General features: G+C 72.6%; 8 protein-coding genes. 1 reads left to right on the plus strand and 7 read right to left on the minus strand.

All coding sequences use genetic code 11. The features are described 5' to 3' along the window. Window positions 1-28 precede the first annotated feature (28 nt). The 3 genes from JIW86_RS06970 to JIW86_RS06980 all read right to left on the minus strand — a co-directional run bounded on the left by JIW86_RS06970 (window position 29) and on the right by JIW86_RS06980 (window position 5,153). Window positions 29-1,849 (minus strand): IucA/IucC family protein, encoded by a 1,821-nt coding sequence (locus JIW86_RS06970; RefSeq protein ID WP_257552974.1) that lies wholly within the window; start codon window positions 1,847-1,849, stop codon window positions 29-31. Further along, window positions 1,846-3,372, minus strand: coding sequence for a pyridoxal phosphate-dependent decarboxylase family protein (locus tag JIW86_RS06975; protein WP_257552975.1), 1,527 nt, complete (start codon window positions 3,370-3,372; stop codon window positions 1,846-1,848). The genes JIW86_RS06970 and JIW86_RS06975 overlap by 4 nt, the downstream gene beginning before the upstream one ends. Window positions 3,373-3,482: 110 nt before the next feature. After that, complete coding sequence (locus JIW86_RS06980) at window positions 3,483-5,153, minus strand: IucA/IucC family protein (RefSeq protein ID WP_257552976.1); 1,671 nt, start codon at window positions 5,151-5,153, stop codon at window positions 3,483-3,485. A gap of 296 nt (window positions 5,154-5,449) precedes the next feature. On the opposite strand from JIW86_RS06980, the gene JIW86_RS06985 reads away from it, so the two are divergent. Beyond that, window positions 5,450-6,934 (plus strand): MFS transporter, encoded by a 1,485-nt coding sequence (locus JIW86_RS06985; protein WP_257559242.1) that lies wholly within the window; start codon window positions 5,450-5,452, stop codon window positions 6,932-6,934. On the opposite strand, the gene JIW86_RS06990 is transcribed toward JIW86_RS06985, so the two are convergent. The 4 genes from JIW86_RS06990 to JIW86_RS07005 form a co-directional block, all read right to left on the minus strand. Beyond that, entirely contained in the window at window positions 6,922-8,991 is a 2,070-nt protein-coding gene (locus JIW86_RS06990) for an iron ABC transporter permease (RefSeq protein ID WP_322975609.1), read from the minus strand. The two genes, JIW86_RS06985 and JIW86_RS06990, sit on opposite strands and share 13 nt — an antisense overlap. A gap of 43 nt (window positions 8,992-9,034) precedes the next feature. After that, window positions 9,035-10,045: an ABC transporter substrate-binding protein gene (locus JIW86_RS06995; RefSeq protein WP_257552978.1), complete on the minus strand. Its 1,011-nt coding sequence runs from the start codon at window positions 10,043-10,045 to the stop codon at window positions 9,035-9,037. Window positions 10,046-10,079: 34 nt separating this feature from the next. Beyond that, on the minus strand, window positions 10,080-10,901 hold the full coding sequence (locus JIW86_RS07000) for an ABC transporter ATP-binding protein (protein ID WP_257552979.1): 822 nt from the start codon (window positions 10,899-10,901) through the stop codon (window positions 10,080-10,082). A gap of 197 nt (window positions 10,902-11,098) precedes the next feature. Further along, window positions 11,099-12,124 carry a phytase gene (locus JIW86_RS07005; RefSeq protein WP_257552980.1) on the minus strand — a complete coding sequence of 342 codons (1,026 nt, stop codon included), beginning with the start codon at window positions 12,122-12,124 and terminating at the stop codon, window positions 11,099-11,101. Window positions 12,125-12,148 lie beyond the last annotated feature (24 nt).

The following is a 12,148-nucleotide window of genomic DNA, read 5'->3' on the forward strand; positions in this document are numbered from 1 at the left end:
CCGTCGTGGTGTAACCGCTGCACCGGGCTCATGCCGCGGCCTCCTGGAGGGGGTTGGGGGCGTCGAGGTAGACGGACTGGGCGTCGAGGGGGGCGAGGACTTCGTCGATCCCGTGCAGCCGGGTGAGCAGGTTGCCCTTGCAGGGCAGGGTGTCGGCCTCCAGCCAGCGGCGGGCGAGCCGGTCTCCGTCGGGGCCGGCGGCGGCGAGGGCGGGCAGGGCGGCGCGCAGCCGGCTGGCGAGTACGGCGAGCAGTTCGCGCTCGTCCGCGAGGCCGTCGACGGCGAGCCTGCCGATGACCGACAGGGCCTGGTTGCGCAGCAGGTAGTACGAGAGCCGGTCGTCGACGAGGGTGTCGTCGACGACGGCCAGCGTGGAGGAGCCGGCGCCGAGCCGCCCGAGCAGACCGGGGAGGTACGAAGCGGCCAGGTAGTAACCCTGGTTGTCGCGGAAGGTGCCGCCGGTGACCCGGCCCCGCTCGTCCAGCCGGACCAGGGTGTTCTGCTGGTGGGCCTCCAGGCCGATGCCGGTGGCGGCGTACAGGTGCAGCATCGGGACGAGCACCTTGTCGGTGTAGTCGGCCGTCCACTGCTCCGCAGCTCCGGCGCCGAGGCCCGCCACCAGGTCCCCGAGCGCGCTGCGGCCGAGGCCGGGGCGCGGCGCCACCAGGCCCACCAGGCAGCGCAGGTCCGCGATGCCCTGCGGGACTTCGCGTACGGCGACGTCGAGGCCGGTGACCTCCGGGCCTTCCGGGCGCCCGGGCTCGTCCACCGCGAGCCAGGCGGGGTCGCGGGTGATGGCGAAGCCGGGGTGGGCCCCGAAGGTGGTGTCCGCGTACCCGGCGTCGAGGAGCCGGTTGATCTCCAGGCCGCGGCGCAGCTCCGTACGGGTGGATTCGCGGCGGGAGTTGGTCAGCCGCAGGCCGAGCGAGAGCTTCAGCATCACGTCGGCGTCCGGCCGGTACACGGTGCGCACGCTGGAGGTCGGCCACCACTCGGGGCCCAGCTCGCCGAGCGGTTCGAGGGCGCCGGAGTCGATCAGGGCGGCGATGCGCGGGCGGTGGAGCAGGTCGCGGGCCTGCCAGGGGTGTGCGGGAACCAGGACGCGGCCGTCGTGCAGTCGGCGTCCGGCGAGTTCGGCGAGGAGGGCGACGGTGTCCTGTCCGGCGAGGGACGGGGCCTTGTCCACGGCGTCGTGCGAGACCACCGACTCGTCGGCGGCGAACCAGTGCAGCCGGAAGGAGCCGCGCAGTTCGGGTGAGAAGGCGGCCGCGTCGTTGTCCGAGATGCCGTCGCGGCTCTTGGGTGCGGGGTGGTTCAAGTGGCCCAGGATCAGGGCTTGTTCGGCATCGAGGAAGCCGTCAACCTCGGGCGGCGCCGCCGGGTGGGTGCGGCGGTCGGAGATGAAGGAGGCGACGCGGCGTACGGACTCGGCGGTGCGCTCCACCAGGTCGGCGACCTCGCCCGCCGGAACGCCGCCGGGGCGGCTGCCACCGCGTACGGCGGCCTCGGTGGAGAGCAGCGCGACGGCGGTCACGGGGTCGGCGCTCGCGCCGAGCGGGCCGCCGGGTCCCTCCAGGCGGGCGGGGGCGAACCGGTGCAGGCCGGTCGGCGAGCGGTGGGTCACCTCGGTGACGAGTGCCAGCCCGGCGGTGGGGAGTTCGATCCGCAGCGGGCCGGGCGCGACGGGCGTGCCGGTCTCGAGCAGCCAGCAGCGCAACAGCGCCTCGATGTGGGCGTGTTCGGCGGCGCCCCGGGCGTCGAGGGCGTGCAGCGGGTCGGTGCCGGCGGCCTGGTCCTGGGCAGGGGCCGGGGTGGGGGTCGGGGTGGAAGCCGCGGCGGTGGTGCTCATGCGGCGCTCTCCTCTACGAGTCGTTCACAGGTGCGGCCGGCGTCGAGGACGATGTCCACGAGGCCGTCGATGTCTTCCGGTGTGGCGGTCGGGTTGAGCAGGGTGAACTTCAGGCACACCCGGGCCGGGGAACCCGCTCCGGCGGTGCGGACCTCCGTACGTCCGATGAGGGCGGCGCCTGATTCCAGGAGCCGCCTGCGCAGGGCGCCGTTGAGCTCGTCGGCGGCGCTCGGATCGGCGCCCCGGTAGCGGAACACCACGGTGGTCAGGGCGGCCGGCGAGACGAGTTCGAGCTCCGGTTCGGCGAGGATGCGGCGCTCGGCGTGCCGGGCCAGGCCGTGGCAGGCATCGACCATGCGGCCCATCCCGCTGCGGCCGTACGTCAGCAGGGTGGCGGCGGCCTTCACTGCGTCGGGGCGCCGGGTGGTCTGCAGGCTGCGGCCGAGCAGGCCGTCGTAGCCGGCTTCGGAGTCGTCGGCCGGGTTGAGGTAGGCGACCTCCCGGTCGAGAGCGGTGAAGGCGGTCGTGTCGGACACCAGCAGCACACTGGTGGCGGCGGGCTGCCAGCCGATCTTGTGCAGGTCGAGGGTGACGGAGTCGGCCAGTTCCAGTCCGGCGAGCCGGCCGGCCAGCCGCTCGGAGAACAGGGCGCCGAATCCGTACGCGGCGTCCACGTGCATCCAGATGCCGTGACCGGCGGCGATCTCGGCGATCTGCGGGAGCGGATCGATGGAGCCGAAGTCCGTGGTCCCTGCGGTGGCGACGACGGCGAGCGGGGTCCGGCCGGGGCCGAGCCCGTCCAGGGCTGCGGCCAGGGCCTCCGGCCGCATCCGCCACCGCTCGTCGGTGGGCACGAGGTGGACGGCCGACTCGCCGAGTCCGAGGGCGGCGCAGGCCCGTTGCACCGAGAAGTGGGCGAGTTCCGAGCAGAAGACGACCGGTCCGGGCAGGGCGGCCACCCCGTCCTGGCGGGCGTCGACCCCGAGGCGCAGGGCCGCGGCGTCCCTGGCCAGCAGCAGGCCGAGCAGATTGGACAGCGAGCCGCCGGGGGTGAGGACTCCGTCGGCGCGCTCCCCCAGTCCCGCCAGGCGGGTCAGTACGCCGATGAGCCAGCGTTCGACGGCGATGGCCGAGGGGCCGGAATCGTAGGTGTCCAGCGAGGCGTTGGTCATGCTCGCGAGGGTGTCCGCGGCGACGGCGACCGCCAGCGGTGGCGGCTGGAGGTGCGCGGCGGCCCGGGGGTGGGACAGGTCGATGCCGTGTTCGACCAGGAGGGTGGCGAGGAGCTGGAGCGCGGCCTTGGCGCCGAGCCCCTCCGCGGGGAGCAGGGCCGGTCCCAGTGCCTGGGCGGCCGACGCGAGGACGGCGGAGGGGGCGCCGGCCGGTAACGGTCCCGCCGGGCGGCGGGCGTCCAGCGCGGCGTCGATCGCCTCGCCCAGTGCGGCGTAGACCTCGGTGAGTCCCTCGCGGGAGCCCGCCAGCAGGGACGGCGGGAACAGTGGTGCCTCGGTGAGCGGTATCACGCCCTGGCCTCCTCAGGCTTCTGCCAGCGGGTTGGGGTGAGTGCCGTTCGGATACAGCGCGTGGCGCAGGGCGCGGTCGCCGTACCGGGTGACGACGATCCGGTCGCGGTTCAGGCCGTACCGGGGGATCTGGGGGTGAGCAGGTCGTACTCGGCGAACCGTTCGGACAGTTCGGGGAAGCGCTGCTGGAAGTCGAGGATGGTCCGGCGGACCATGCGCCAGAACGTCTTCTCCGGTACGCCGAGCTGTTCGGCGCACAGCGGGGCCAGGTAGCGGAAGTGGCCGACGAAGACCTGGTCGACCACGTGCTGACGGATGATCGAGGGGTGCTTGCGGGGCAGGACGTGGTCGTGGCCGTCCGGCTCCGGTCCGCGCTCGGGCACGTCGGTGAAGGACACGCACACGTCGTCGACGAAGTCCTTCAGGTACAGGCGGGTCGGTACGTCGTTCTCGTCGTAGCCGATCAGGGTGTTCTGTCCGTGCGGGTTGAAGGTGACCCCGTAGCGGTAGAGCACGTGCATCAGCGGGACGAGCAGGGTGTCGAAGAGCCGCCGCAGCCATTCCTGCGGGTCGAGGCCGGAGGCCCGGACGAGTTCGGCCACGAACGCGTCGCCGGTGTGGTCGACGTGGAGCAGCGAGGCGAAGGTGCGGACCCGCTCGCCGGGGTCCTTGCGGGCGGTGACGGAGTCCCGCCAGATGCAGCCCAGGGCCTCGAGGTGCTGGTAGGGCGCGTCCTCCAGCTTGGAGAGGTAGGGGTGGCGCACGGTGACGGAGGCGACCTCGCCGAGGAACACCGTCCGGCACTCCTCGGTCAGGAACGCGTCGCGCTCCACCAGTCCGCGCAGCCACTGGGTGACGACGGGCGCGCCCATCGTGCAGTGCGGCGGGATGCCGCGCCAGACGAGGGTGTTGAGGATCTTCAGCGGCAGTTTGACGTCGTGGCGGTCGGGGACCGTGACGTTGGCCATCGTGCGGATGGACTGCCCGGGCAGGTACGCGTCCGGGCTGTCGCCCAGCGGGATGATGCGGCGCTGTGCCACGTCGGCCGCGTGCAGGATCTGGACGGCGTGGTCCCACTGCCAGGGGTGCACGGGCATCCACACGTAGCCCTGCGGGTCGACTCCGGCCGCTTCCAGTACCTGCGTGAAGCGGTTCCGGGTCGACTCGTCCAGCTCCCCGGCCAGGATGTCCTGTTCGGACAGTTCCGAGGTGCCGCGGAATTCGGCGAGGCCGCGGTGCACGGCCACCCACTGGAGCCGGAGCGACTGGGCCGACTCGGGGGCGTAGTTGCGCACGTCGGTGGCCGAGAAGCCGATGCGGCCCTTGTTGGCGACGAGCAGGTTGTGCCCCGTCATCCGGCACTCGAGCTCCGTGTGGCCGAGGGTGCGGAGCTCGGTCACGGTCTCGCCGCCGTGCGTGATGCGTGCCGCGTCGACGGCGAGCGTGGCGGACAGCTCGGTGAAGTAGGTGGCGATCGTCGACGCGTCGCTGCCGAGGGTCGAGGCCGCTTCGAGGAGGAACTGCTGGGCGTCCCAGGCGGGTTCGGCCACCGCGTTGCCGAGCATGCTGGTGGCGGTGCGGGTGATCGACCGCGGGTCGACCCGCAGCCATCCGAAGGCGCCGGGCTCCGCGTTGAAAGCGTAGGTCGTACCGCTGTCGAGATCGACGCGGTAGTTGCCTTCTCCGGTTTCCGCCGCCTTGAGCATGTCCTCGAAACACCACTCGCCCAACGCCTTGGCGAGAAGCCGGCGGTTGGCCTCCCGCCAGGCCGCGGGGGCCACTTCGGGGAGGGTGGGGACGGGATGGTCGGGGGGATGGACATCAAACGGCTCCGTGGTCGCTGGATCGGCTCACCTGGGCAAACCGGCCCAGGCAGTGGTCAGATTAGGTAAGGCTCACCTAACCGACAAGGTCAGCTTCCAGCCATAGGGGCGACATGACACACCATCAACAATCGCCTTAGGTTAGGCTAACCAAACCATCATTCTTCCCGGATTCCCGTTCGAGGTGATCAGTGGTGCCCTCCTGCCGTCGCACCCCCCGATGGACCTTTGCCCTGGTCAGTGCGGGTGGCGTGGTGATGACCCTGGACGTGACCGTGGTCAATGTCGCCCTCTCGGACATCGCCCGGGACCTGGATGCCGGGCTCGGCCGGGTGCAGTGGACGGTGTCCGCGTACTCGCTGGCCTTCGGCGCGCTGCTGCTCACCGCGGGGGCGCTCTCCGACCGCATCGGGAGGCGAGCGGTGTTCACCGCCGGGATGGCGCTGTTCACCCTCGCCTCCGCCGGATGCGGACTGGCCCCCGACGCCGGCACCCTCATCGCCGCCCGGGCGGCCCAGGGCCTCGGCGGCGCCATGGTGTTCGCGCCCACGCTCGCCCTGCTGGCCGCCGCGTACGAGGGCGCCCGCCGCCAGGCGGCGATAGCGGCCTTCGCGGCCATCGCCTCCGCCGCGGGGGCACTGGGGCCGGTGGTCGGCGGCCTGTTCGTCCAGGGGCTCGGCTGGCGGTGGATCTTCCTCGTCAACGTGCCGATCGGTGTCCTGGTCGTGGCCGGTGCGCTGGCCCGCATGCCGGAATCCGCCGCACCGGCCGAAACGCGCCGGCGCATCGACCTCCTGGGCGCGGCACTCGGCGTGGGCACCCTCCTGGCCCTGCACTATCCGCTGGTCACCGGCCCGGAGGCCGGCTGGACGGCGCCGGAGGTACTCGGCTCCGCCGTCCTCGGCGTCCTGCTCGGCGTGGCCCTGGTGGCCGGCCAGCGGCGGGGCGGCGGCCTGATCGACATGGCGCTCCTGCGGGTCCGCGCCTTCTCCGGCGCCGCCGTCCTGGGGTTCCTCGCCCGGATGTCGAGCCTGGGCGTCCTCGCCTTCACCACGCTCTGGCTGCAGAGCGCTCACGCGTTCTCGGCGCTCGAAGTCGGCCTGTACCTGCTGCCGCTGACGGGCAGTCTGCTCGTGGTGGGCCTGTTCGTCGCGCGGCTGCAAAGGGTCTTCACTCCTGACGTCCTGGTCGCCGCCGGCTTCGCCCTCCAGGGGCTGGGCCTCCTCGCGCTGGCCGCCGCCGCGGGGGCGCACGCCGGGCAGGCCGCCACCGTCGGCGGACTCGTGCTCCTCGGCGCCGGGGGCGCCGTCATCTTCCCGCCGTTGATGGGTGTGGCGGTGAGCGCGGTGCCCGCCGAGCGGGCCGGGATGGCCTCCGGGCTGACCAACGCCTGCTTCCCGCTCGGCACCGCGGCCGGTGTGGCCGTGTTCGGGGCGCTGTTCTCCGGCCGGGTGGAGGCCGGGCTGCAGGCGGGTCTGCAGGCGGGGCCGAATCCCGGGCCGGACGGCCTCGTACCGGCGCGGACGGCTGTGGAGACCGGGCGGTTCGAGCTCCTCGAACCCGCCCTGCGGCCCCTGGCCCGGTCGGCCTTCTCTGATGGCTTCACCGCCGTCTGCCTGGCCTCGGCCCTCGTCTGCCTGCTGGGCGTGTTCGCCGCCCGCACGCTCAGGGCCGAGGCGCGGACCGTCGGCGGCGGCGCCGCGAAGCGCCGCCGGTCCTCGGTCGCTCAGACCTCCTGAGTCCGGCGCAGCAGCCACACCAGGTACGGGGCCCCGACCAGGGCCGTGACGATGCCCACCGGAATCTCGGTCGGGGCGAGCAGCCAGCGGCCCAGGGCGTCCGAGGAGACCACCAGGACAGCGCCCAGCACCGCGGCCATGGGCACCATCCGCGCCGTGCTGTTGCCGACGATGCGCCGGGCCAGGTGCGGGGCGACGAGTCCGACGAAGCCGACCGCGCCCACCGCCGCGGCCGTGCCGGACGCCAGCACGGCGCCCGCGCCCAGTACGAGCAGCCGGGCCCGGCCCAGGTCCAGGCCCAGGGCGCGCGGCAGTTCGTCGCCCAGGGCCATCAGGTTCACCGGCCTCGCCGCGATCACCAGCACCATCGCGATGAGCGCCGGCAGGGTGAGCCAGCCGAGCGCGGTGAAGTCGCGGGCGTACGTACTTCCGGCGAGCCAGCTCAGCGCCGCCGAGATGTTCATCTGCGCGCCGACCACCATGATGTTGACCAGGGCCATGGACGTGGCGGCGGCGCCGAGGCCGACCAGCACCACCCGGGTCGGATCCAGGCCCGCGCGGCCGCTCTCCTTGCTCCCCCGGGCCACGAAGACCACGAGGGCGAGCATCAGCACGCCCCCGATGCCCGCGGCGGCCGGGAGGGCGGCGAGCGGCGCCGAGGGCACGACGAGGATGACCAGGACGGCGCCGAGGGACGCACCGCCGGTCACCCCGACCAGCCCCGGTTCCGCGAGGGGGTTGCGGACGACCGCCTGCACGGCGGCGCCCGCCACGGCCAGGCAGGCACCGGCCAGGGCGGCCACCAGGATCCGCGGCAGCCGGTACGACACCACCGCCTCGGTGATCTGCTCGGCGGAGCCGAAGAGCGCCGCGCCGAGCTGGCTCCAGCCGATGTGCACGTCGCCGACCCGCAGGGACAGCACCATGGCGACGGCCAGTGCGACGAGCCCGCCCCCGATCGCCAGCGCGTACGCGGGAGTCCGGCGGCCGTCCGAGACCGTGACCGCCGCGCCCGTGTCGGCGTCGCCCGTGCTCACCCGGCGGGCGAGCAGCATGAAGACCGGGCCGCCGATCAGCGCGGTCACCACGCCGACCGGGATCTCCGAGGTGTAGACGGCGGACGGCGGCACGGCCAGCTGCGCGGCGGCGTCCGCCGCCAGCAGCACCGTGGCGGCCAGCACCGCCGACATCGGGATGAGCAGCGCGTGCTTGCGGATCCCCAACTGCCGCACCATGACGGGTGCGATGAGACCGATGAAGCCGATCGGGCCGGCCAGCGACACCGCCGAGGCGGACAGCAGGACGGCGATCAGGAAGGCGGCGGGTCGGATCCGCTCCACGCGGACACCCATCGCCTCGGCCGTCTCGTCGCCCAGTGCCAGCAGATCCAGCGGGCGCGCCAGCAGCGGCGCGGCCAGCGCGCCCAGGGCGACGACCGCGCCGAGCGTCAGGGGGCGTTCCAGCCCGGACTGCATCAGGGTGCCGTTGCCCCAGAAGAACAGCCCTCGGGTGGCCTGGAGGTCGAGCATCTGCAGGAACTCGGCGGCCGCCGTGCCGGCGAGGGCGACGGTCGCCCCGGCGAGCAGGACCCGGCCGGGTGTGAGTACGCCCCTACTGCTGAGCAGGTAGACCAGGGCGATGGCGAGGACGCCGCCGATGAAGGCCGCGCCCCCGGCGGGCAGCGGGCCCAGGCTCACGCCGGTGAACGCCACCAGCACCACGGCGAAGTAGGCACCGGCGTTGACGCCCAGGGTGTCGGGAGCGGCCAGCGGGTTGCGGGTCGCGCCCTGTACGAGGACTCCGGAGACGCCGAGCGCGACGCCGACGACCAGACCGGTCAGCGTGCGCGGCAGTCGGCTGCCGACCAGGATGTCGCGGGTGTGCGGGTCGCCGTGACCGGCGAGCAGCGCCGCGAAGTCGCCGATGTCCACGCCGGAGGCCCCGAGGCCGAGGTGGACCACGGTGACCAGGCACAGGACGAGGAGAGGGCGCCGCCCACGAGCAGGGCTCGCGGGCGGCGGCCGGACAGCCGGCCGGGGCCGGACAGTCCGCCGGATAAACGGCCGGACAGGCGGGCGGGCAGACGGGCGGAGAGCGTCATCAGACCTTCAGGGCCTTGCCGGTCTCGTCGAGGATGTGCAGCGCCGAGAGCGGGCCGCCGAAGAGCCAGGTGCCGGGGTCGAGCGGGATGACGCGGTCGTTCTTCACGAACTCCAGCCCCTTCCACACCGCGTTGGAGGCGAGGTCGCCGGTGAACGGGTTGTCCTTCACACTGGCGACGTAGAGGAAGGTCGCGTCCTGCTCGGTCTTGGTCAGGCCCTCGACGCCGACCGTGGTCATGCCCCAGGCGTCGGGTTCGCCCTTCCAGCCGTTCTTCAGCCCCGCGAGGTTCAGCACCTGGGGGGCGATGGCGTCATCGGTGAGCATCCGGATCGACGCGGTGCCGTTGGCGGTGAAGCCCTGTGCGACGGCGTACTTCAGCCCGCCCTTGCCCGCCTTGTCCAGCCGCCCCTTGAGGTCGGCGGCCTTGGTCTCGATCTGCCGGTTGACCTCGGCCGCCTTGTCCTGCTTGCCCACCGCCTTCGCGAGCTCGGTGAAGTTCTTCTTCATCGTCTCGAGTTGGGGCTTGGTGGTGTACTTGAACGACACGACCGGGGCAATGCCCTGGAGTGCCTTGAGGTTGGCCTTCGACCGGTCGTCGTCGATCACGATGAGGTCCGGCTGCAGGGCCCGGATCTTCTCCAGGCTCGGCTCGTTGCGGCTGCCGACGTCCGTGGTGCCTTCCGCGAGGCCCGCACCCTTCGCCGTGATCCAGGTGCCGTAGCCCTTGTTGTCGGCGTTGCCCACCGGGGTGATGCCGAGGGCCACCAGTTCCTCGGTGTACGTCCACTCCAGCGTCACCACCTTCGCGGCGGGCTTGTCCAGGGTGACCTGGCCCTGCGCGGTGTCCACGGTGATCTTGCCGGTCGCGCCCTTGTCCGCGGCCGGCTTGTCGGCGGCGGACTTGCCGCCCGCCGCGTCCCCGGCCGTTCCGGAACCGCAGCCGACGGCGGACAGCGCGAGTGCCGCGGCGGTTCCGGTCGTAGCGAGGGCGCGCAGAATCCTCTGCATGGCGAACTCTCCTTGTGTGCGGGGTGGTTCTGGTTCAGGAAGTGGCGGCGGACTCCTGCGGCCGCGTCGGAGCGCCGGGGAAGCAGGCGAGGTATCCGCTGTGCGGATCGCGGACGACGGTGACCTGCAGGCCGAACGCGTCGTGGATGACGTCCGGGGTCAGTACCTCGTCCGGCGCCCCGGAGGCCGCGACGGCGCCGTCGGCGACGACGACCACCTCGTCGGCGTACGCCGCCGCCTGCATCAGGTCGTGCAGCACCACGCCGCAGGCGATGCCGTGCTCGCCGGCCAGCCGGCGCACGACGTCGAGCACCTCGAACTGGTGGCGCATGTCGAGGTAGGTGGTGGGCTCGTCCAGCAGCAGGACGCCCGCCCGCTGCGCCAGCACCATGGCCAGCCAAGCCCGTTGGCGCTCGCCGCCGGACAGTTCGTCGAGCCGGCGGTCCACGAGCGGAGCCGCGTCGGTGACCTCGAGCGCCCACTCGATGGATTCGGTGTCCTCGCCGGTGTGCCGGGCGAGCGCGCCCCGATGGGCGTACCGGCCGTGGCGTACGAGCTCACGTACGGTCACCCCGGCCGGGGCGTGGGAGGTCTGGGGAAGGAACGCCAGACGCTGGGACAGCGCGCGACGGGCCAGCTGACGAAGCGGTACGCCGTCGATGCGCACCTCGCCGCCGATGGGCGGGAGGAGACCGGCCACGGTCCGCAACAGGGTGGATTTGCCACAGCCGTTGGGACCGACCAATACGGTGATCGCGCCGGCCCGCAGCGACAGATCCACCTGTTTGAGCACCGGGCGACCCGCGTGCCCGACGTCGAGAGCGTCCGCCACCAGACGGACGTCGCCTAAGGACACCACATGCCTCCCCATCACCGACCTGTCGGCGTCACCTTACAACTTAGGTAAGGCACACCTAAAGGAACGGCCAGGGTTCGCGCGGCTTGTGATCAGGTCGAGATCCTTTGCACCACCGCGCGCCCCCTGTTCACGCTCACTCCCCCTTGCGGAGATCAGATCTGATCATCCGTCACATACCGGGGCGACGCCGGTGATCAGGCGAAGAGTCCGGTGATGCGCTGGAGCGGGACGAACTTGAAGTTCTGGTTCCCGCTGCTGCCCGGGGCTCCGTTGGAGCCGTCCTGGCAGATGAACACGCCCTGCGGGAAGGCCGGGCCGAGGTTGGCCGCCGTGGCGTCGATGCCGTCGGTGTCCTCGCAGTCGTCGGCCGCGGTGCCGTTCGCGACGGAGAAGCGGCCGAGGTAGGCGCGGGTGGTGCGGTCGTAGACGGTGAAGTCGTTGCTGCCCTGGGAGGAGACGTAGATCCGGTTGCCGGCGGCGGTGATGCCCTCGGCGTCGGCGGTGATGTGGCCGCCGGAGCCGGTCGAGTCGAGCTTGGTGCGCGCGGTGCCGGCGGTGGGCTCGGCCCCGTACACCCAGACGCCGACGTCCTCCTCGCCGAGGTACAGCTTGCCGGTGGTCTCGTCCGCGTAGCAGCCCTCGACGGCGGAGCCCGCGTCCCACAGGCGCACGGAGGTCGCGGTCACGGAATCGCCGCTGACGGCCAGCTCCCACTGCTCGACGCGGCCCGAGGTGGAGTTGGGGAAGGCGTACAGCTTCCCGGAGGCCGGGGAGGTGTAGAGGCAGATGCCGTGGGCGGTGACCTCGGTGGGCACGTCCTTCAGCCACTTGAGCTGCCGGGTCGCGGGGTCGATGCGGTAGATGTGCATCGCGCCGTTGCCGCCGGCGGCCTCGTCGTCCGCGGAGACGACGATGTTGCCGCGCAGGTCGACGTTGTTGCCGTAGTCGCCGCTGATCCGCTGGATCCGGGTGCCGGACAGGTCGTAGACCTCCAGTGCGCCCTTCTTGTCCGTGGCGACGACCACGGATTTGGCGGGGTCCGTCGGGTGGACCCAGATCGCCGGATCGTCGGCGGCGTCCCCGCTGTGCGAGACCGGCGCGGTCTCCACGCTCGCGGTGACGGAGACGGAGGCCGCCTGCGCGGGCGCGGCCGGTATGGCCAGGGCGGCCAACGCGGCGGCGGGCAGGACGGCCGTACGGACAGAAACAGTGAAGGACACCGGGTTTCCCTTCCACTCTGTGTG

Origin of the sequence: Streptomyces sp. NBC_00162, assembly GCF_024611995.1 — a bacterium.
In the GTDB taxonomy this organism is placed as follows: domain Bacteria; phylum Actinomycetota; class Actinomycetes; order Streptomycetales; family Streptomycetaceae; genus Streptomyces.